The following is a 21,016-nucleotide window of genomic DNA, read 5'->3' as shown; positions in this document are numbered from 1 at the left end:
CACCCAAAGCTATTGAAATTATAAAATATGTTTATGGTGAACGTTACTCAACGTGCTTGAGCATACACAGGTAATACAAGAAGGGTTATTAATAAACAGCGTGGACTAAGAAGAACTACATAGTGATATAACCCTGAATTTACATCTAATTCAAGCTATTAATTTTTAAACCCGCGAGTTAATGTAGTAAGGAATTATGTGTTAATGGCTTATTGTCAAAAAATAGATTATGTTTAGGCATAGTGCTTGCTTGTGTTCTTGTGTACGTACTAAATAAATTAAGGTTTTTTGTGAATTTTCTTCGATGCTTTCATAATATAGTCTCTGATCAACAGCTTAGCTTTGATCAAAAAATTGCAGACTTACTTGCTTTTGGGCTCGATGTTTTTCAGCTCGATTTGGCTATTATCAGCCGCGTAAAAAATAATTCTTACACTGTTTTACATGCTATTACCCCTGACAATTCTCTTGCTATTGGTACTGAGTTTGAGTTAAACGGCACCTATTGTACACATACTTTGTTGGCCAACTCTGCACTGGCATTTCATAATGCGTCGCAAAGTAGTATTGCAAATCATCCTTGCTATATTAATTTCCAATTGGAGGCGTATATTGGAGCGCCTATACGAATAGGTACAGACGTATTTGGAACTGTTAACTTTTCATCAGCTCAAGAATGCGCCCCTTTTAGCGATGAAGCTTATGATTATATTGAATTATTGGCTCAGTGGTTGGGCTCAGAATTTGCGCGCAATCAGGATAAAGTTAATCTCACTAAAAATAGTGACACCTTATTGAAACTTGAAAGCGTTGCAAATATAGGCACATGGGAAGTCGACCTAATAGACAATAGCATTTTTTGGAGCCAGCAAACTCGACGTATTCATCAAGCCGAAGAAGGCTATACTCCAAACATGGAAACAGCCATTGAATTTTATAAAGCGGGTAAAAGTCGAGATAGCATTAATAAAGCGGTAGAAAATGCGGTATCTAAGGGTGAAAAATGGCATTTAGAGCTGGAAATAGTTACCGCTAAGCAACAGAACATTTGGGTTTCAACCTTTGGAGAGGCCGAGTTTAACAACGGCAAATGTGTGCGATTATTTGGTACTTTTCAAGATATAACTGAAGCCGTTAAGTTACGCGAAGAGTTAAAACAAAAAAAAGCACTTGCAGAACAACTCCTCCAAGACCGAAGTATGCTGTTTGCCAAAATTAGTCATGAGCTTAGAACCCCGCTTAATGGTATTACGGGAATGTTAGCGACTCTCATTGATGAACATGATTATGACAAGCGGGCAGAAAAAATTAAAGTCGCCCTTCGAAGTGCTGACATTTTATTGAATATTATTAATGAAGTACTCGATTTTTCAAAAATAAATCATGGTGAGTTAAAACTGGAGCCTCACCACTCTTTACTTAAAACGGTATTTACCGATTTGGTTTCTTTATATTCGGTTTTGTTTAGTAATAAAAACATTGAACTGCTAGCCACTAATCTCATTCCTAATGATGTTTGGGTATACTGCGACACCTCTCGATTAAGCCAAATTGTCTCTAATTTACTAAGTAACGCGTTAAAATTTACAGAGCATGGATCTGTTTCTCTCTATTCGCAATTAGCATTAGACACAAAACACCCTTTACTTACCATTAAAATAACCGACACGGGTCGCGGCATGAGTAAAGCGTATTTAAACTCATTATTTAAGCCTTTTACCCAAGAGGTTGATGCTAACAACAATAAAGGCGGCACCGGATTAGGTTTAGCAATTGTTAAAGAACTCGTTGGTTTTATGAATGGCAAAATTGAAGTAACGAGTGAGGTTAATGTGGGTACGTGTTTTACCTTAACTATCCCGATTGAACTTGGCAAACAACAAATACAGACACCGAGTCTTAAATCGATTAATAATCATGGTGCCAAATTATCAGTACTGGTGGTTGATGATAACGAAATAAACCGCCTTGTATTAGAAGCTGCGCTGGATAAGTTTAATATAAAATCAGACTTTGCCATAGACGGCCAAGACGCAATTTTAAAGTGCAAACAAAAGCATTACGATCTTATTTTTATGGATTGTATTATGCCAATACTTGATGGTTTTGAGGCTACCAAACAATTAAGATCTAATAACATTTGTAGCCCCAAAAGCACATATATCGTCGCTCTGACGGCTAATGCTTCTTCCCAAGATAAACTAAGCTGTAAACAAGCGGGCATGGATATGTTTATAGCCAAACCATTTAAGCTTCCAGCAATAGAAGAAGCAATTACAAATACATTAAAAAGGCTGAGCGTAGCCACATTATAATAACGAGTGTCGCTCAGATTAACTTGCACTAGAAAACAAAGGATCATTATGACAAATAAAATTATTGGTATTGTACTTATTGTTATTGGTATCGCACTGGCAATATGGGGCTATGACGTTTATGACTCAGCAGCCTCTCAGGTTACCCGCGCATTAAACGGCGAAACACCTATGGAAGCCTGGCTTGGCTTTATTGGTGCCGCTGTCTGTATTTTAGTGGGTATTACCCGACTTAAATAGCGCTCAAAAAAGCCGCCTTTGGAGAGGGCGGCTTGGGTGAACAAACAGCTATGGGTGAGAGCTGTTATATCAAGAGACTTTAAGCTAAAACACTATTAAGCAGCGCTTTGCTCTGCATCGGGCGTTTGACGAATTAAATAGTCAAACGCACCTAGGCTTGCTGTTGCGCCCGCCCCCATCGCAATAATAATTTGCTTAAATGGCGTAGTGGTTGCATCACCTGCAGCATAAACGCCTTGTAACGATGTTGCGCCTTTGGCATCAATGAGTATTTCACCAAATTGGCTCAGTTCAAGGTCGCTGTCTTTCAACCATTCGGTATTAGGTATTAAACCAATTTGTACAAATATACCGGCTAAGTTCAACTGTTTACTCTCGCCGCTAAGGCGGTCGGTATAACTTAACCCCGTTACTTTTTTGCCATCACCTAGTACTTCCGTGGTTTGGGCGTTTTTAATAATAGTGATGTTTTTTAAGCTATTAGCTTTACGAATAAGTACCTCATCGGCGCGTAACGTATCAGCAAATTCAAGCACAGTAACGTGTTCAACTATATTGGCTAAATCAATTGCCGCCTCAATACCTGAATTACCACCACCAATAACCGCAACCGGTTTACCTTTAAATAGAGGCCCATCACAGTGCGGGCAGTATGCAACGCCATGGCCTTTATACTGTTGCTCACCGGGTACATTCATTTCGCGCCAGCGTGCACCGGTTGCTAGTACGAGTGATTTTGCTTTTAATACAGCGCCATTTTCTAGCGTAATATCATATCCATTACTGCCTTTTTGCAGGTTTGCCGCGCGTTGGTTGTGCATAACATCAACATCGTATTCTTTAACGTGTTCTTCCAACTGAGCCACCATTTTTGGCCCTTGCGTTGCTTTAATTGAAATAAAATTTTCAATCGCTAATGTATCAGCAACTTGACCGCCAAATCGCTCTGCTACAACCCCAGTATTGAGCCCTTTACGTGCTGAATAAATAGCTGCCGAAGCACCAGCTGGCCCACCACCAACGACAAGTACATCAAACACCGACTTTTCATTGAGTGATGCTGCTTGGCGCTGTGCACCTTTGCTATCCACTTTATTTAAAATATCAGTGAGGCTCATTGCTCCTTGGCTAAAGGGTTCACCGTTTAAATAAACAGCCGGTACCGCCAGTATGTTTCTTTGCTCTACTTCATCTTGAAATAACGCCCCATCAATCATGGTGGCTTTAATATTACTATTTGTTGCTGCCATAGTATTAAGTGCCTGCACAACTTGCGGGCAGGTTTGGCAACTCAAGCTAATATACACTTCAAAATTGAGTGTTTGTTCAAGTGTTTGTATTTGTTCAATGTCATCTTTACTTGCTTTACTAGGGTGACCACCCGTATGTAATAGCGCTAACACTAAACTAGTAAATTCGTGTCCCATAGGTACACCTGCAAAGGTAATATGGGTGTTTTTTTCTGGTGAATGCACCACCATAGAAGGCCTGCGGGCGCTAGTATCGGGATTATTTATTACACTAAACTTATCGCTTAGTGACGCTAAATCGTTTGCTAGACTTTCTACTTCTGTTGATTTTTTGCTGTCGTCCAAGGCGATAAGCAGCTCAACAGGCTGAGTCAGCGATTCAAAATGGCTTTTTAGTTGGTTCTTTATGTTGTTGTCTAACATGGCTTAGCCCCTTAAGGAAAATTAAAACAGCAAGGTTCCCATGCCATCAGTGCATGTGCGAAATTTTAGAAACGTGTGATGGCGTGGGAGAGTGCCCAGTGAACCTATACAGGCTCACTGGTATTAGAGTCATGTTCTACTCTAAATTTAGATAGTGGTAAGGTTTAAATCTTACCAACTAGGTCTAGTGAAGGTGCTAATGTGTCTTCACCTGGCTGCCAAGATGCAGGACAAACTTCGCCATCATGTGTTGCAATGTATTGCGCTGCTTGTACTTTACGAACTAACTCTTTAGCACTACGACCAATGCCTAAATCATGTGTTTCAACAACTTTAATTTCGCCTTCAGGGTTCATTACAAATGTACCGCGAAGTGCTAAACCGTCATCTTCAATCATTACACCAAAGTTGCGTGTAATGCGCCCTGTTGGGTCACCAATCATTGGGTAAGTAATTTTACCGATTGTGTCTGACGTGTCATGCCATGCTTTGTGCGTAAAGTGTGTATCAGTTGATACTGAATAAACTTCAACGCCCATTTCTTGTAACTGTGCGTAATGATCTGCAAGGTCACCTAGCTCTGTAGGGCATACAAATGTAAAGTCAGCTGGGTAAAAGAAAAAGATAGACCACTTACCTAATACGTCTTTTTCAGTGAGTTCTACAAAGTCACCATTGTGGTAAGCTGTTGCATTGAAAGGTTGTAATTTTGTGTTAATCAATGAAGTGCTCATAGTATTCCTCATTTATGTTTAGTGTATTTATAAAAAGTTAACGCTGTATGCGTTGGCTTGATTAATACAATAAGGCCATTGAGAAATTAAATAAAATTGATTGTTTAGATTAAAACAATCGATTTTTAAGATTGCAAATCCAAGGAGTGATCTACTGCTTACTTTTAAGCGTTAAAGCAGTTGTAACTCAACTACCACTCATAGTCAGTTGCGCTATATAGATTTTAATAAGATTACGCTGCACATCCTTGCTACAATAACGTGGTTTACATTACACAACCTTCAAAGGCATTTCATTTATGGAAAAATTCGTCAATCACATTCAACTAGGCTATTTAGGCTTATTGCCATTTTTAGGCTGTGTGGGCTGGCCGCTCATGGTTGGCAGTAACAGTGTAAATTTAGAGTTTTTTAGTTTTTACAGCATTGCTATTTTAGCGTTTATGGCGGGTAATTTATGGCATGCAGGCCAACAAAGCTTTGCCGATGCGATTAAAGCAGTGCTACCGGTTATTCCTATTCCGTTTCTATCATTCTTACCGATTGAGTGGATGCTTGCTTGGTTAGGCGCGAGTTTTTGGTTAGTACTGATTTTTGAAAAGGCCACAATACAGTGGCAGGGTTATCATAAAGATTATCAAAAAATGCGTTTTGTGCTCACATCAGTGGTATTTGTGTGTCATATCTTAATTATTGGTATGAGTATTTACCCTAAATAACACGCCATGGCTTAACCATTGGTCTGTAATAGGGTAACATCCGCGCACTGTATTGAGAGGACACACCATGATAGACCAATTACGCCAACAGCTTACTGACCTTGGTGAGAATTTTGTAGAAAAAAACGCGGCTTTTAAAATTAAAGTGATCCCGTTTTTTTGCGCTATTAGCATAAAAAAAGATCATAAAAGTGAGGGGCGTCTTTCTTTTTATTCAAATCAGCTCATTGAAATATTTATGGTGGTGTTGTTTGTTTTATTTGGCTTAGCCATTTACGACCCTCAAGCCGGTTTTACTCATGGCCCTATTCATATTGTGTTTGCTATTTTGATTACCTTTAACTTAATTCTTAAACAAGTTGCCATTGAAGGGTTAAAAACGCGTTTAGCTATGTATAGGTTGCATCAACAGCTGATTAATACACCGCATCCTGGCACATCGCCTGTTACTAATAAAAACATATAATTTAATATGTATTTAAACCCAAATTGGAACATACTCACGGTAGGTGATGGCGACTTATCGTTTTCAAACGCGCTTTACAACCACATTAAACCGCAAAAGTTAGTTGCCTCAACCTATGATGCAGCTGCAACTCTTACAGAAAAATACCCCGATAACGCGCTTGCCTCACTTAAAGCACATAAAATTGATGTGCTTAATGAATTTGATGTCACCAACACACAATGTTGGCAACAACTAGCCGAGCACCTAAACAGCTTTGATGTAGTGATTTTTCAATTTCCACTTATTCCTGCGTTTATTGGTCGCGACGCATTTGAGAAAAATACACGTAATAACAGCATGAACGTGCTTAACCGTGCGTTACTGCATCAATTTATAAAATATGCCAATGAGTTTGCCTTGAACCCACAAGGCCCTGGGTTATGCTATATAACCTCAAAAGATGTTAAACCGTATCGTGAGTGGAATATTGAGGGGAGTTTAAATACCCATTTAAACGCGGCATACCAAGGACAAATGCTATTCGATATCAGTCGCTTTGATGGCTATAAAATTCGCAATGTCGACCGTGACAAACACGTCAAAGACACCAGCGGTATTACTTATGTATTTAGTGAAAATACACTACCCGAACTAAGTGATATGTTAACAACCCCTAATTATCTAACTGATGATTATTGCCCGCTTTGTCGTGTGGGGCCGTTTTTAGCGGATGAAGATAAAAACAAACATTTTTCCGCTAAAAAGCACCAGCAAATGCTCAAACTAGAGCAAGACTGGCAGCAATGGTTAACAGCGTTTTATAAGTCAAGTTAGTCACAAAGTGTAGCTTGCTTTATTAAGTCAGCTGCTTTTTCTGCAATTGCTATTACCCCAGCATTGGTATTTCCGGTAATAATACTTGGCATAATAGAGGCGTCTACCACCCGTAAATTTTGCACACCGTGAACACGTAATTCGCTATCAACCACAGCCATATCGTCTTGGCCCATTTTGCAGGTTCCTACGGGGTGATATTCTGTATCGGCTGTTTGCCTAATAAACTCAATAAGCTGCGCATCATCATTAATATCAAGCGGATACACCATATCTGCACGAATAGTATCAAACGCTTTGCTTTGCATTATGCTCAATGTTTTTTTAAGCCCAAGTAGCATAACCTGTAAATCATCGGGGTGGCTTAAATAATTAGGATCAATGAGTGGCGCACTTAAAGGGTTGGCATCCGCTAAACGAATAGTGCCGCGGCTTTTAGGGTGCATTATGCTGCTATGAATACTGTATCCATGGCCATAATGCAGTTTACGGCTGTGCTCGTCCACCAGCCCAATAACAAATTCAAGTTGCACATCGGGCACAATAGAATCTGTAAATAAGTTTACAAACGCATGCGACTCGGCAAAGTTACTGGTTAGCTTTCCTTCGCGTTTGGCAAACCAATCAACGCATCCTTTTGCAATATTAAACGCACCGCTGGCACTTATTCCAAATGTGCCTTGCGAATATTTTGCTTTGTATAATGGCACAACGGTTAAGTGATCGTGCAAATTACTGCCTACACCTTCTAATGGCGTTACAAGCTCAATGTTATGCTGCTTTAAATGATCTGCAGGCCCCACTCCCGATAACATTAAAAGTTGGGGGGAGTTAATCGCACCGGCACTTAAAATAACTTCTTTATGGGCATTTAGCACATAGCTTTTATTATTAACTGCAACTGTTACACCAGTTGCAGATTTCCCGCAAAAATTAATTTTATGCACCTGCGCATCAGTGAGCACGGTTAAGTTTTTACGAGCTAAATTAGGTGTTAAGTACGCTTTTGCCGCACTGCAACGCTCCCCTTTATGTTGAGTGACCTGCGATAACCGCGCACCTAGCTGTTGCTGCGCATTAATATCGTCATTAAGGGCTACGCCTTGCTCTTGGCATGCTTTTAAAAACAGCTGATTAACTGGGCTTGGTAAACTTAGCTCTTGCACATGTAAGGGGCCATTTACACCATGATATGGGCTATTGATAAAGGTTTTGTTGTTTTCAGCTTTGATAAAATAAGGCAGCAAACTGGTATAATCCCAGCCGGTATTTCCCATAGCGGCCCAGTTGTCGTAGTCTTTTTTATTCCCCCTAATGTACACCATGGCATTGATTGAACTTGAACCACCAAGCACTTTACCTCTGGGCATAAACCCACAGCGGTTATTAAGCTCTTTTTGTGGCACCGTGTTGTAATGCCAGCTATTAATGCCATAAGGCACACTAGCTGCAACTCCCGCAGGCATTTGCACCATGGCACTTTGGTCACGGCCGCCGGCTTCAATTAAACACACACTCACATTTTTATTTTCAGATAATCGCGAGGCAACAACACAGCCAGCACTGCCTGCGCCAATCACAATGTAATCAAATGAGGTGGTATGCATAAAATATCTCCCATTAAAAAAACTACTTTGCATGGATTATCTACTAAAAACTTGATATTTTTAGACACCTCTTCACTAGTGCAATTGTTATGAGCAGCCTAATTAAAGCCACTTCTTTACAGGGAATTGATACATTAATTACCGAACTAGGTGGTGATACAGCAAGCATTATGCGCCATTGCGCCATTGAGGTAACGTTAAACTCCCTTGAAACCCAAAGCTTAACTTATCGCCATTATGCCGAACTTTTAGAATACTGCGCTCATAGCTTAAACTGCCCAAGTTTTGGTCTTAAACTCGCTAGCAAACAAAGTTTTGATATTTTAGGGCATATCGCTATCGCCGCTAAAAGTGGAACTGATTTAGGTGAAGCGCTTACATGGGTAATTAAATACCTGCACTTACATACACCCGCACTTAATTTAACCACGCATACACTTGAAGATGACCAAAATATATTTTTATCATTCGAAATAAAACTCAAGCCTTTACCTGTTATAAATCAAGTTATTGAATTAACAATTGCACTGGCGCTCGCTACCTTAAAAAAAGTGAGCCAAAATCAATGTAAACCCATTAAGGTATTTTTACCGCAAAAGCTTGATGCAAATCTGCGCGCTTACCATCAGCACTTTGGCTGCAACGTTATTGAACACAGAAACAGCGCCGGTATTTTAATCGCCAAAAACGATTTATTATTGCCACTTAATGTTTCTGATCAACACAAAGTACAAGCTGCATTAAACTTTTTAGCCGCTAATAATGCGCATACTCAGTCGTTACCTTCGCAAGTAAGTGCACTTATTCGACCCATGCTGCCCCTTTTTCAATGCTCAAACCAAACGATAGCAACGGCACTTAATATGCATCCTCGCACCTTACATCGTGAACTTAAAAAACATAACACCAGCTTTGTAAAACTAAAAGATGCCACTCGCCGCGCATTATGTGAACACTATTTAATGCAAAACCAATTTTCTATTTCACATATTTCCGAGCTGTTAGGTTATCAAGAACAAGCCACATTAAGTGCCAGTGTAAAACGCTGGTTTAACTGCTCTGCCCGCGCATTTAGAGCAAAATATTGTTAAACTGCAAAGCTGTGTAAAATACATAAAAAGGCTAAACATGAATTTTGTGATTGTAGGTACCAATTTTATTAGCGACACCCTACTTGATGCGGCAAGTACTCTGAGTAATTTTAATTTATACGGTGTGTGTTCTCGGGCAGAAAGTAGCGCTGAGCGATTTTTAGCTAATCACCCCACTCATTCTCAAGCAAAAATATTTACCTCCATTGACGCTGTTTGCCAAGACGAGCTTGTAGAGGCAGTATATATTGCCGCACCAAATAGCCTGCATAAAGACTATGCTGTGCAATGTTTAGCTGCGGGCAAACACGTACTTGGCGAAAAACCCTCAGCAGCAAATAGTCATGAGCTTACTGCTATTTTAACGGCTGCTCAAAAACATCAACGTTTGTACATGGAAGCGATGATGACAACGCATTTACCTAACTTTGCTGTTTTAAAAAACGCATTAAAAAGAATCGGTACACCGCGTAAATTTATTGGTCAATTTAGCCAATACTCGTCACGTTACGATAAGCTCAAAAACGGCGAGCGCCCTAATACCTTTTTACCTGAATTTGCTAACGGCGCATTAGTAGACTTGGGTATTTACCCGCTTTATATACTTATAGCACTGTGGGGCGCACCAAACAGTGTGCACGCCAGTGGCGTATTACTAGAAACCGGTGTTGATGGTGCCGGCGATGTACTTTTAAATTATGCAGATAAACAAGCGGTAATTAGTTATTCAAAAATATCGCAAGGCGAGAACATCACCGAAATACAAGGTGAGTTAGGCCGTATTCGTATTGAAGCTGTATCGCAACTTAAAAAAGTGGAATTCATCGCTAATAATGGCCAAAAAGAAACAATAAGTACAGATTTTGATGAGCATTTTATGAAGTATGAAGTGGCGCACTTTATTGAAATGATTGAGCAAAACACATTAGAGTCACATATTAACAACCACCAGCTTTCACGCGATGTGATGACGGTACTCGATACCGCCCGCGCACAATTAGGCGTTATATACCCTGCAGATAGTAAAGCTAAACTATAAATTTTTACTCAATCAGTCAGCCCTCATTACCCGCCACCTCAATCTTAAAAAAGAGTAACGCTTATTTTTCATTCAGCCCAGTGATAGCCTCTCATCACTGGGGACTCCATGTAAAACGTTAATTTACATTTACCTGCGTAGGTAAAAGCAGGTAATATGCGCCGCAATAAAATGGCAATATTTAAGGACGACCATGCAAAAATCAACCAAAGAGCTATTACTGGCTATTTTATGCATATTGCTTGCAATGATCACTATTCAGTCTGGGGCTTCACTGGCTAAGCAGCTTTTCCCTATTGTTGGCCCTGAGGGCACAACGGCCTTACGTTTAGGTTTTTCTGCCGCTATTCTTTGTTTAATTTTTAAACCTTGGAGACACTTTCCGGTTGCAAGCCAGCGTTTACCCATCTTAATTTATGGTTTGAGCCTAGGCGGCATGAATATTCTATTTTATTACGCCATTGAACGTATTCCACTGGGTATTGGTGTTGCGCTTGAATTTACCGGGCCACTTGCCGTTGCGTTATTTTCATCAAGACGAAAGCGTGATTTATTTTGGGTTGCTTGCGCAATAACCGGAATATTATTACTGCTACCCGATATGAAAGGCCAAGAAAGTTTAGACCCAATTGGCGTCATTTTAGCCCTTGCAGCGGGTGCGTGTTGGGCAGGTTATATTTTATTTGGTAAAAAAACCGGCAGCCAAAGCTCTGGTGGCGCAACGGTAGCGATGGGCATGACCATTTCAGCTATTGTGCTTGTACCTTATGGAGGCATATCACAAAGTGCCGCATTTACTTGGGATATTATTCCGTTAGGTATTGCTATTGCGGTACTTTCAAGTGCCCTACCTTACACTTTAGAAATGATCACATTGCGGAATATGTCGCCGCAAGGGTTTAGCATTATGATGAGCCTTGAACCCGCTATTGCAGCACTCGCTGGCTTAGTTATTTTAGGTGAACTACTTAGCATTTGGCAGTGGCTTGCTATTTTATTAGTTATTATTGCCTCGGTTGGCAGCTCAGCATCAAACAGTAAAAAGCAGCCCGCTGCTTAATATTTAATTAAATATTAAGCTACCGAGACACACAAAACCCACGCTATTTGCTTGGGTTTTGTAGTTAAGTCATTCACTATTTTATAGGGGATGGCTTGCCATGTGGGCTTGAGCGCAAATATTGCTTTGGTGCTTGTACTTGCGCGCCCAACTCGGCCGCAGCATGCCAAGGCCAATGTGGGTTATATAAAATACCCCGCGCTAAAGCGACACCATCAGCACGTTCATCACTGAGAATACTTTCAGCTTGCTGCGCCTCGGTAATTAAACCCACCGCTATCACTGGCATATTCACAACCTGTTTAATGGCGGTTGCAAACGGCACCTGAAAATTCTTAGCAACAGGTATATCTTGCTCAGGGCTTAAACCCGCAGTGCTTACATGAATAAAGTCACACCCTAACGCGTCAAGCGCTTTTGCCAGTTCAATTGATTGCGGTAAATCCCAACCACCATCAACCCAATCGGTTGCTGAAATACGTACACCCACCGCTTTATTGCTTGGAAATGCCGTTCTTACAGCTTTAAATACGTCGAGTAATAATCGCATTCTATTTTCTAGGCTACCACCGTATTGATCATCACGTTTGTTTGCCAGCGGCGATAAAAACTGGTGTAGCAAATAACCGTGTGCGCCATGTATTTCAATTAAATCAAGGCCCAACTCGTCAGCGCGCTTTGCCGCATTAACAAAGTCACTTATGAGCGAATCTATATCATCTTGGTTCATCGCTTTGGGAATGGGGCTGTTTTCATCATAGGCAATGGCTGATGGCGCAACCGTTTGCCAACCATTGAGGTGATCGGGCATAAGTACCCCACCGCCATCCCATGGTTTATCGGTTGACGCTTTACGACCTGCATGGGCTAATTGAATACCAATAGGCATTGGGCTGTATTGTCTTACAGCCGTTAAACTTTTTGCTAATGCAGCTTGGGTTGTATCATCCCATAATCCTAAATCGGCGTAACTAATTCGCCCTCCGGGATTAACGGCCGTCGCTTCTAAAATAAGTAAACCCGCTCCACTTAAACTCAATTGCCCTAAATGAATGGTATGCCAGTCACTTGCAGCCCCATTGTTGGCCGAGTACTGGCACATGGGTGCAATAATAATTCTATTCTCTAGGCTTAATTTACCAAGTGACAATGGTGAAAACAGCTTTGACATTATAAATCCTCATATAACTGACTCACAGCCACAGCTAAACTGTGCTGTTGTTATCAATAATTAAACGTGTATTTATAAAGGTTATGGGGGGGAATATTCATTTTTATAGTGTTTATAAAAATATAAGTAATGACGTTTTAAACTATTCATTATCCAGTTTTTATCTCTATTAAGCACAATTAATATTTTGGTTGATTTTAAAGCAACGCCTTTGTTTATTTAATATACAGCGCGAAACACTCAAACTCACTTTTATATTTTTATTCTAAAAAAGTGAATTAAAATTCATTTTTTATTTCCATCACTAAAACACCCTTATACTATTAGCGCTCATTTATAAACACATTTTATTGAACTAGGATCACTTTTTATGTTTAAACCAAGCCTGTTAACCTTGGCTGTATCAAGCGCACTGAGCGGTGTATTATTTAGCAGTAATGCAGTGGCTCAAGAGCAAGTTATTGAAAAGAACAAATCGCTTGAAGTTATTGAGGTTACAGCAACGCGCCGAAGTGGCTCAATTCAAGCTGCGCCTCTTAACATTACCGCGCTCGATGCTGATGTAATGAAAGATCAAAACATCAGTGAGCTGGCCGATGTAGCACGTTGGGTACCGGGCTTAACAATTACAGATCAAGGTGGCCGTGCCGGTTCACCTATTATAGTCCGTGGTTTAAATACTAATTCATCAGGGCCTTCATCAGACGGTGGCACTGTTGCCACTTATATTAATGAAATTCCTGTCTCAGTTGATATGCGTTTAGTTGATGTAGAGCGTGTGGAAGTGCTTATTGGGCCGCAAGGCACATTATATGGGGCTGGCACACTTGGTGGTGCTATTCGCTACATGCTTAAAGAGCCAGAGCTTGATTTCATATCAGGTGAAGTATTTGGTGATGTTTTTCAAACTCAAGAAAGTGATTCAATCGGTGGTGAAGCGGGCTTTATCTTCAATTTACCATTAATTGAAGACAAACTGGCTGTTCGTACCAGCTTAAATATTTATGAAGACCCAGGGTTTATTGACTACGCCTACACAGTTCGTGAACCAGGTGTATCGATTACCGACCCTGATTGGACAAACCTTGATGCAGTCAACAGCAATCTTAAAAATGTAAAAGACGCCAACGGTGAAACAACCACAACTGGGCGTATTTCATTGCGTTACAAAGTAAATGAGTCATTCGAAGGTACATTAAACTACTTCTATCAAAAGCAAGATACTGAGGGTCGTTCTATTGTTCATCACAACAGCCTTAATGCTAACAATGGCTTAAGTGATCGCATTGGCAAATACGAGTCAGCGTACCGTTATGAAGAGCCACGAATAAAAGAAGACCAATTACTGAGCCTTGAACTTAAAGCCGACTTAGGTTTTGCCGAGCTAGTATCAGCTACCGGTATTTCACAGTTTGACGCCGATGGTCAACGCGACCAAACTGATCTTTTAATTCGCTTAGACTATGGCTACGAAGAGTTTCCCTCGTTTTCAGCCTATACCCGTGAAATTGACGAAAAAGATACGTTTACCCAAGAACTGCGTTTAGTCTCACAAAGCGATAGCGATTTAAGCTGGATTGTTGGTGGTTTTTACAACAAAACCGACACCGATGCATCAAGCAGAGAGTACACACCAGGCTTTGATCAGTTCGCGGTTGATAATTTCGATGGCGCACAACTTAGACCTGACTCTTTAGAGTATTTAGAAATTACTGGCAGCAAAGTCACTGAGTCTGCACTTTTTGGTGAAGTGGGTTACCAGGTAACCGATAAACTCGACATTACCATTGGCGCGCGTTTTTACGAATACGACGTAGAATCAAAAGCGGCTTTTGATTTCCCATTAGCAAATACCTTGTATGAAGGTGCTGCTCCTGATGCAATCTCAATTAATTTTGAAGAAAATAAAGCAGGTGACAACGGTAATCTATTTAAATTTAATGCTAAGTATCAGTTTACTGATACTGTAATGGGATACGCCACTGTTAGCGAAGGCTTTAGAATTGGCGGCTCAAATGGCCTAGTCCCTTGTCCTGTGCCCTTACCTGAGGATCAACAAACAGGCTGCGGTACACCTGATGAAATGCTGTATGAAGCAGATACCACAACTAACTATGAGCTAGGCTTTAAAAGTACATGGTTTAGAAGCCAATTACACTTTAATGCTGCGCTATTCAATGTAGATTGGGATAACGCACAAATTGCCGGTGCAACAACAGTAGGCCAATTACCTTACTTATCAAATGCTGGTAGCGCAAATGCGAAAGGGATTGAAATTGCCACGCGTGCAATTTTATCAGACTCATTTACAGCCTATGCAACTTATGCCTATACAAAAGCAGAACTAACCTCAGACGCTCCGTATTTATTTAATGCCGATGGCACTGATGACGCAAAAGATGGCGACCGTTTACCGGGCTCACCTGAGCACCAGTTCTCTATGGGTATTAACTACCAAACAGAAGTTTTAAATGATAAAACCCTTGATATTAACTATGGTTTAACCGCACAAAGTGATGTAATTTCAAAAGTAGGCCTACGTGACAACGGTGAAGCACTCCCAGGTTATAGCTTAAGTAATATTTCAGCTAAATTAACCGCCGATGCGTGGTCGACTACTTTATATGTAGATAACCTATTTAATAAATATGCGGTTACCTCTGTTCGTCGCTCAGATGCGGATATTACAACAGCCAATGGCGCAGACATACAACGTAACTATGGTTACTATATTAATCGCCCGCTTACTGTTGGCATTAAATTTAACTATAAGTTTGAAATATAATTAGGGCCTGCTGTTCTTTATGGATTAAAATTTGTTCAAACTAGGGGCGATTTAATCGAGGCGCAAGGTTTGTAACCTAGTGGGCTAAGTAAAAACCGAGCAACAAAGAGTTAATTGCCCCTAGGCAGAACCCTTAAGGGCAGCGCCTGTTTGGCATTGATGCTGCGTTATCACCTATTTATGGGGAATAACCACACTACATAGGCTCTGCCTTGCCTAAATACCAAACAGACTACTGCAAATTTAACCTTGAAAGGTCAACAGGCCCAACGATAAGTTTAAGTACAATCAAGAGGCTCAAATTAATTTTGAGCCTTTTTATTTGTAAGTACATTATTTATAAGAGTATTCATGCAGCCAAACTTAAAGCAACTACACCAAAGCGCTATAAACAACTTAAACCAAGGCAACATTCAGCAAGCGCATAAAGCACTGGTTGAGCTAGTGACACTGCAGCCTGACTTTGCTGATGGCTACTTTTTGCTCGCTATGGTTAATTTACAGGTTGGTCAAATTTATAAAGCGATAAAGCTAATTGAAAAAGCATTAAGCTTTACGAAGTCTGTTGAATATACAGCGCAACTTGCCAAGTGTTACGCCCTTACCGGCGATTTACAAAAAGCGAAAAGCACCGCCCTCGGCGTTAAGCCTGAACATATTAGTAAAGCACTTGATGCCGATACATTAGGCGTGGCGCTTACCCAAGCGGGTTTACATCAGCATGCTGCTGACTATTTTAAATGCGCGTCAAGTTTAGCTGCGGCGAGTAACAGCAGCCAACCGCAGTTTTATTATAACTATGGAGTATGCGCTAAGTTTTTAGGCCAGTTTGAAAAGGCGCAGCACGCGTTTGAAAATGCCATTGCACTGAATCCGCTTCATCATCAAAGTCATTTTGCTTTAGCTGATTTAACTAAAGTCACTGAGCAAAATAACCACATAGCGCGACTAAAAAACGCATTTGAACAGGTCAATCATCCCGACGCTAAACTGCATATAGGTCATGCGCTCGCAAAAGAATATCAAGACCTAGGCGACTTTTCAGCAGCCTTTGCCGCGTTACAACAAGGTAAAACAGCAAAACTCGCTAATAAGACGTTTGATAATCAAGCGTCTGAGGCATTATTTGCACATATTAAACAGCTCAGTGATAAATACAAAAACCAAAAAACAGCTGGCAACCAAAGCAGTGAGCCAATTTTTGTATTAGGCATGCCGCGCTCTGGCACCACATTAGTTGAACGCATTTTATCAAGCCATAGCGACGTACAATCAGCGGGCGAACTGCAAGACTTTGGCCTAAGTGTAAAAAAACTTAGCCAAACACCCACGCCTCAAGTACTCGATACAGACACCTTAAACCAAGCTTACCAGCTTGATTTTGCAAAACTTGGCAGCACTTACCTTGAAGCAACCCGTGTTGTAACCGGCAGCCATAAACACTTTATTGATAAACTACCGTTTAACTTTTTTTATATCGATTTAATTACCAAAGCCCTGCCAAACGCCAAAATAATTTGTCTACTTCGCGACCCCATGGACACCTGCATTGGTAACTATCGTCAGCTATTTACCATTAACAACCCGTATTATGCTTACTCGTTAGACTTACTCGACACAGCTAAATTTTACAGCCGCTTTTATAAACTAATACAGCACTTTAGCGCCCTGCACAGCAATATTAAACTAGTAAAATACGAAGAACTTGTAGCCGCACCAGAGCAAAAGATAAAAGAGTTAGTGAGCTATTGCAACTTAGACTGGCAACCACAGTGCCTTGATTTTCATTTAAACACCGCACCGGTTTCAACCGCCAGCAAAATGCAAGTGCGCCAACCGCTTAACAACAAGGCCATAGGCCGCTGGAAGAATTTTAAGCCCCATACAGATGAAGCGCAGACTCATTTAGTTAATGAAGGAGTTATTGGTTTAATTAAATAACAACAAATGTTACGTGGACGGATAGTTCAGTGTGATTAATTTAAAAGTTACCGGATGGATATAAATTTTTAGGCTGAATGTATTTGAGGTTTTTTCTCTGTTAACTTACCCTACTCCACTTAAGGAAAAATCCAACGCTACCATAAAAAACTAACAAAAAGTAATGCACCAATTACTACAGCAGCTATAAATAAGTATTTACCAAGCTTAGCATTGTGTTTAAGAGATTCTTGATGTTTAGCCTTAAGCATAAGTAATTGTGCTTCGTTTAAATCGGAACAATGCGTACATTTATCCAAGAACTCAGAATAATACAGTTCACACCTATCACATCGCTTTTGTTTAGGTTGCTTAGATCTCCATGATATGCTCATACCTAGAGACATTATAACCTCCACTCAAGAGTACCAGCGTACTCAGCCTTAACCAGCCTACCATTTAATAACGCAAGCTTAAATCGCCATAGTTTTAAAGCCCGTAAACCCACAACCCATTTAGCAGGTGAATCTGTTTGTGTATTGGTATACACAATACTTGAATTTGCCGTTTTATCAGTACTATTACAACCAACCAGTAAAAGAACTAAAAATATAGTTATGTACTTCAAAGACTACTCCTAAAAATATAGCTCAGTTAAATGTACAACTAGTGGTTAAGTTTACTAAGGTGTGCAGCAGCGCTGAACGAACTTACTAAAATACTCCCAACAAAAAACGCTTTTCTATAAACGTATAAACCTAGACAAAACATTTCAAAATTTATCTTAAACCTCTTTTTTAGTGTCATTTTCATCACGAACTCTGATCAAGCGGGTTGATATAATAATTAACACACCACAAACTATCCCCAAACCAATGGACTTACTTAATCCCAGTGATCCTAAAACAGGTTTTATCATAAAATAATTAAAAATAACCATAGGTAAAAGCGCAACGAAAAACACTTTTACATTAAAGGTTACTGCAAATGGTTTTTTGCATTGTGGGCACTCTCTTATCTTGCTCCAACTTTGTAGCGCTTTAGAAAAAAATCCAATTTTTTCTTCACAATTAGGACATTTATAAAATTGTTCATTCGCCTCAAAACCATCCTCTACTTCATGACTCGTTGTTGGATTTTCAAGGCGATTATTTAACTCTTTCTTTAGTTCATTTGTTCTTTCAGGATACGCTTCTTGATCGATAGCACGTAATGACTCTTCTAGCTCTGAAATTGAATATTCTGAGTAATTTGGTTCCATACCTGTGTTCTCCTTGTTTAATAAAGCCCACTGAGAAATAGTTTCGTTAAAGTATCGCTCATGAGGCGCTAGTCGACTGTTTTTTATATAAGTAAAAGATCCACCTTCTAAAGAAGGTGGCTTTGAATTAGCCCCCTAAAAGGGGGCGTTGTTTACTCCAGAGTTAACTGAGCTTGCTCTTGTCTCTCCTCCTTCTGCTGATGCCTGACATATCTTCGTATTATTTCTTCGTTTATGCCTACCGTATCAACAAAGTATCCTCGCTGCCAAAAATGATTACCCCATAGCTTGTTCTTTCTTAAGTACGGATATTTACTAAACATTTTTAACGCTATTTTACCTTTCAATGCGCCCATTAACTTTGAAATTGACAGCTTTGGCGGCACTTTTACTACTAAGTGTACGTGATCTATTTGTACATTCAGCTCAACAACTTTGCACCCAAGCTGTTCGCAATAAACCTGAATGCACCTGTAGACATCCCTACCTATTTTATTTTTAAGGATCCTAAATCTATACTTAGGTGTCCAAACTATATGATATTGACATCGTCAATACACATGCGATGCTTTCTCGTATCTACTCATGTTTTTTCCTTTTGTGACTTCGCTAAAAATCAACTAAGGAATTAACATGAGTACTTTTTACAGGCAAAGCCTATTTGATGATAACCACCTACTGAAGTAGGTGGTTTAGGGGCTGAAAATAAAATAAATGAAAGGTCGCTATAAAGGGTGCAATAATAATATATATAAAAATAAATTCTTGCGGTTTCATCGTACTAAATTCAGTCGTAGTTAAAACGACAGGACAAAAACTACAACCTAATAACAATCCAACTATCACAATAATAGGATGCTTTAATACCGTTAATTTTTTCATCGTTTTTATTAATGAATGTAGTGACCATAAACCATATGCACCACCCAGCAAAAAATAGCCCAATAAAGGGTTTAATGTAACTGAAAATACAACCCAACCAAATATACTATAAATCAAATAAAGCAATAACGTAGGTACAAAAACAAAAGCAGTATAAAGAGATATTATTTTTTGTAATTGAGAGTTACTCATACGTTTTATAAACATCCAAAACTATGTTAAATAGCAGATAATAGCTGGCTAAAGCATCGTGCGATTGCAATATGTCGCTTTTTCAAAATCACTAATGTTTATTGCAATGTTCGAAATTTCAGGAAATAAGGTAACAAGCTTACTAACAATTGCTCGTGAGAGGTTCGCTTTTTGCTCTGTTGTTCTTCCTTGCATTATATGGGCAAACACATGAATAAAGTCTTCACGCTTATTCCCCACAGAGAAAGTACTAAATGGATTTATTCTAACTTTTATATCACTTTCGTCAAATAAACCGAGGGCGTTCAGAATTCTGTGTCAGCCTAAGTTGCTAAATATCTAGCACACCATCTAACCTACCTTCGAAGTGGATGGCCAATTGCGACAATGTCAGATTCCAATTATGGATTGGCATTGTCCATTTCTTCGAGGCATTCAATATGCCTGCATACAATAATTTCATCAAGCTGTTTTCATTAGGGAATGCTCCCTTAGTCTTGGTGAGTCGTCTAAACTGGCGATGTACAGCTTCAATTGCATTTGTGGTATAAATAGCTTTACGCACGTAATCTGGATACTTGAAGTAAACCGACAGATTGCCCCACTTACGACGCCAAGACTCGATAACGATAGGGTATAACTTGCCCCATTTGGCATCTAATTCGGCGAGAGCGGCTTCTGCTGCATCTTTAGTGGCTGCCTTATAAACGGGTTTCAAGTCAGCCATAAACTCTTTTTGGTGCTTTGAAGCAACATACTTCATCGAATTACGAATTTGATGAATAACGCACTCCTGCACTTCGGCGTCAGGATAGATTGTTGCTATTGCTTCAGGGAAGCCTTTTAGTCCATCAACACAGGCAATTAAAATATCGGATACACCACGATTATGTAAATCTGTTAATACTGATAGCCAATAGTTAGCCCCTTCACTTTCAGAGATATATAAACCAAGTAACTCTTTGCGGCCCTCGATATTGACACCTAGTACGGTATAAATAGCCTTACTCACGTAGCGCCCATTTTCTTTAATCTTATAATGAAT

Annotated in this window: 18 protein-coding genes and 1 pseudogene; 10 read left to right on the top strand and 9 right to left on the bottom strand. The window is 39.9% G+C overall.

Annotated elements, in window-relative coordinates:
• Positions 1-290: 290 nt before the first annotated feature.
• Both ND6B_RS12790 and ND6B_RS12795 read left to right on the top strand, forming a co-directional pair.
• Entirely contained in the window at positions 291-2,315 is a 2,025-nt protein-coding gene (locus ND6B_RS12790; protein WP_033103065.1) for a hybrid sensor histidine kinase/response regulator, read from the top strand.
• Positions 2,316-2,363: 48 nt separating this feature from the next.
• Positions 2,364-2,555, top strand: a complete 192-nt coding sequence (locus tag ND6B_RS12795; RefSeq protein WP_033103064.1) for a DUF3185 family protein — start codon at positions 2,364-2,366, stop codon at positions 2,553-2,555.
• A gap of 95 nt (positions 2,556-2,650) precedes the next feature.
• On the opposite strand, the gene ahpF is transcribed toward ND6B_RS12795, so the two are convergent.
• Complete coding sequence (ahpF, locus tag ND6B_RS12800) at positions 2,651-4,228, bottom strand: alkyl hydroperoxide reductase subunit F (protein ID WP_028834166.1); 1,578 nt, start codon at positions 4,226-4,228, stop codon at positions 2,651-2,653.
• A gap of 164 nt (positions 4,229-4,392) precedes the next feature.
• On the bottom strand, positions 4,393-4,962 hold the full coding sequence (gene ahpC / locus ND6B_RS12805; protein WP_008115650.1) for an alkyl hydroperoxide reductase subunit C: 570 nt from the start codon (positions 4,960-4,962) through the stop codon (positions 4,393-4,395).
• A 299-nt stretch (positions 4,963-5,261) separates the two neighbouring features.
• Between ahpC and ND6B_RS12810 the strand changes: the two genes are divergently transcribed.
• The 3 genes from ND6B_RS12810 (at position 5,262) to ND6B_RS12820 (ending at position 6,963) form a co-directional block, all read left to right on the top strand.
• A complete protein-coding gene (locus ND6B_RS12810; RefSeq protein WP_016899606.1) occupies positions 5,262-5,681 on the top strand; it encodes a DUF3429 domain-containing protein in 420 nt (139 codons plus the stop codon).
• Between the two features lie 67 nt (positions 5,682-5,748).
• Positions 5,749-6,147 carry a hypothetical protein gene (locus ND6B_RS12815; RefSeq protein ID WP_016899605.1) on the top strand — a complete coding sequence of 133 codons (399 nt, stop codon included), beginning with the start codon at positions 5,749-5,751 and terminating at the stop codon, positions 6,145-6,147.
• A 6-nt stretch (positions 6,148-6,153) separates the two neighbouring features.
• Positions 6,154-6,963 (top strand): class I SAM-dependent methyltransferase, encoded by an 810-nt coding sequence (locus ND6B_RS12820; protein ID WP_033103063.1) that lies wholly within the window; start codon positions 6,154-6,156, stop codon positions 6,961-6,963.
• On the opposite strand, the gene ND6B_RS12825 is transcribed toward ND6B_RS12820, so the two are convergent.
• On the bottom strand, positions 6,960-8,570 hold the full coding sequence (locus ND6B_RS12825; RefSeq protein ID WP_033103093.1) for a GMC family oxidoreductase: 1,611 nt from the start codon (positions 8,568-8,570) through the stop codon (positions 6,960-6,962). The two genes, ND6B_RS12820 and ND6B_RS12825, sit on opposite strands and share 4 nt — an antisense overlap.
• 89 nt (positions 8,571-8,659) lie before the next feature.
• Here ND6B_RS12825 and ND6B_RS12830 point away from each other — a divergent pair, with 89 nt between their 5' ends.
• The 3 genes from ND6B_RS12830 to ND6B_RS12840 all read left to right on the top strand — a co-directional run bounded on the left by ND6B_RS12830 (position 8,660) and on the right by ND6B_RS12840 (position 11,760).
• The gene (locus ND6B_RS12830) at positions 8,660-9,661 is read left to right on the top strand and encodes an AraC family transcriptional regulator ligand-binding domain-containing protein (protein ID WP_033103062.1); all 1,002 of its coding nucleotides are present in this window, start codon (positions 8,660-8,662) and stop codon (positions 9,659-9,661) included.
• Between the two features lie 37 nt (positions 9,662-9,698).
• Positions 9,699-10,700 (top strand): Gfo/Idh/MocA family protein, encoded by a 1,002-nt coding sequence (locus ND6B_RS12835; RefSeq protein ID WP_033103061.1) that lies wholly within the window; start codon positions 9,699-9,701, stop codon positions 10,698-10,700.
• A 193-nt stretch (positions 10,701-10,893) separates the two neighbouring features.
• The gene (locus ND6B_RS12840; protein ID WP_033103060.1) at positions 10,894-11,760 is read left to right on the top strand and encodes an EamA family transporter; all 867 of its coding nucleotides are present in this window, start codon (positions 10,894-10,896) and stop codon (positions 11,758-11,760) included.
• Positions 11,761-11,836: 76 nt separating this feature from the next.
• Here the strand turns inward: ND6B_RS12840 and ND6B_RS12845 are convergent, their stop codons facing one another.
• Positions 11,837-12,931 (bottom strand): NADH:flavin oxidoreductase/NADH oxidase, encoded by a 1,095-nt coding sequence (locus ND6B_RS12845; protein ID WP_033103059.1) that lies wholly within the window; start codon positions 12,929-12,931, stop codon positions 11,837-11,839.
• A gap of 370 nt (positions 12,932-13,301) precedes the next feature.
• Here ND6B_RS12845 and ND6B_RS12850 point away from each other — a divergent pair, with 370 nt between their 5' ends.
• Both ND6B_RS12850 and ND6B_RS12855 read left to right on the top strand, forming a co-directional pair.
• Positions 13,302-15,716, top strand: coding sequence for a TonB-dependent receptor (locus ND6B_RS12850; RefSeq protein WP_033103058.1), 2,415 nt, complete (start codon positions 13,302-13,304; stop codon positions 15,714-15,716).
• A 351-nt stretch (positions 15,717-16,067) separates the two neighbouring features.
• Positions 16,068-17,657, top strand: coding sequence for a tetratricopeptide repeat-containing sulfotransferase family protein (locus ND6B_RS12855; RefSeq protein ID WP_033103057.1), 1,590 nt, complete (start codon positions 16,068-16,070; stop codon positions 17,655-17,657).
• Between the two features lie 385 nt (positions 17,658-18,042).
• On the opposite strand, the gene ND6B_RS12865 is transcribed toward ND6B_RS12855, so the two are convergent.
• The 5 genes and pseudogenes from ND6B_RS12865 to ND6B_RS12880 all read right to left on the bottom strand — a co-directional run.
• A complete protein-coding gene (locus tag ND6B_RS12865; RefSeq protein ID WP_033103055.1) occupies positions 18,043-18,264 on the bottom strand; it encodes a hypothetical protein in 222 nt (73 codons plus the stop codon).
• 156 nt (positions 18,265-18,420) lie between these two features.
• Positions 18,421-18,897, bottom strand: a complete 477-nt coding sequence (locus tag ND6B_RS12870; protein WP_033103054.1) for a hypothetical protein — start codon at positions 18,895-18,897, stop codon at positions 18,421-18,423.
• A gap of 152 nt (positions 18,898-19,049) precedes the next feature.
• Positions 19,050-19,484: pseudogene (tnpA, locus tag ND6B_RS19565) on the bottom strand (IS200/IS605 family transposase).
• Between the two features lie 88 nt (positions 19,485-19,572).
• The gene (locus ND6B_RS12875; RefSeq protein WP_152333074.1) at positions 19,573-19,971 is read right to left on the bottom strand and encodes a hypothetical protein; all 399 of its coding nucleotides are present in this window, start codon (positions 19,969-19,971) and stop codon (positions 19,573-19,575) included.
• A gap of 331 nt (positions 19,972-20,302) precedes the next feature.
• On the bottom strand, positions 20,303-21,016 hold a 714-nt coding region (locus tag ND6B_RS12880), incomplete at its 5' end, for an IS256 family transposase (protein WP_033102931.1).

Origin of the sequence: Pseudoalteromonas sp. ND6B (assembly GCF_000764215.1) — a bacterium.
GTDB classification, from domain to species: Bacteria; Pseudomonadota; Gammaproteobacteria; order Enterobacterales; family Alteromonadaceae; genus Pseudoalteromonas; species Pseudoalteromonas tetraodonis.
The sequence above is the reverse complement of the archived record's forward strand: the minus strand, read 5'-3'. Positions and strand labels throughout refer to the sequence as shown.

Excerpts from the sequence above, each read along its gene's own strand:
- ND6B_RS12845 (WP_033103059.1), bottom strand. The coding sequence starts at position 12,931 with ATGTCAAAGCTGTTTTCACCATTGTCACTTGGTAAATTAAGCCTAGAG.
- ND6B_RS12830 (WP_033103062.1), top strand. The coding sequence starts at position 8,660 with ATGAGCAGCCTAATTAAAGCCACTTCTTTACAGGGAATTGATACATTA.
- ND6B_RS12855 (WP_033103057.1), top strand. The coding sequence starts at position 16,068 with ATGCAGCCAAACTTAAAGCAACTACACCAAAGCGCTATAAACAACTTA.
- ND6B_RS12795 (WP_033103064.1), top strand. The coding sequence starts at position 2,364 with ATGACAAATAAAATTATTGGTATTGTACTTATTGTTATTGGTATCGCA.
- ND6B_RS12840 (WP_033103060.1), top strand. The coding sequence starts at position 10,894 with ATGCAAAAATCAACCAAAGAGCTATTACTGGCTATTTTATGCATATTG.
- ahpF (WP_028834166.1), bottom strand. The coding sequence starts at position 4,228 with ATGTTAGACAACAACATAAAGAACCAACTAAAAAGCCATTTTGAATCG.
- ahpC (WP_008115650.1), bottom strand. The coding sequence starts at position 4,962 with ATGAGCACTTCATTGATTAACACAAAATTACAACCTTTCAATGCAACA.
- ND6B_RS12870 (WP_033103054.1), bottom strand. The coding sequence starts at position 18,897 with ATGGAACCAAATTACTCAGAATATTCAATTTCAGAGCTAGAAGAGTCA.
- ND6B_RS12820 (WP_033103063.1), top strand. The coding sequence starts at position 6,154 with ATGTATTTAAACCCAAATTGGAACATACTCACGGTAGGTGATGGCGAC.
- ND6B_RS12810 (WP_016899606.1), top strand. The coding sequence starts at position 5,262 with ATGGAAAAATTCGTCAATCACATTCAACTAGGCTATTTAGGCTTATTG.
- ND6B_RS12815 (WP_016899605.1), top strand. The coding sequence starts at position 5,749 with ATGATAGACCAATTACGCCAACAGCTTACTGACCTTGGTGAGAATTTT.
- ND6B_RS12875 (WP_152333074.1), bottom strand. The coding sequence starts at position 19,971 with ATGAGTAACTCTCAATTACAAAAAATAATATCTCTTTATACTGCTTTT.
- ND6B_RS12825 (WP_033103093.1), bottom strand. The coding sequence starts at position 8,570 with ATGCATACCACCTCATTTGATTACATTGTGATTGGCGCAGGCAGTGCT.
- ND6B_RS12835 (WP_033103061.1), top strand. The coding sequence starts at position 9,699 with ATGAATTTTGTGATTGTAGGTACCAATTTTATTAGCGACACCCTACTT.
- ND6B_RS12850 (WP_033103058.1), top strand. The coding sequence starts at position 13,302 with ATGTTTAAACCAAGCCTGTTAACCTTGGCTGTATCAAGCGCACTGAGC.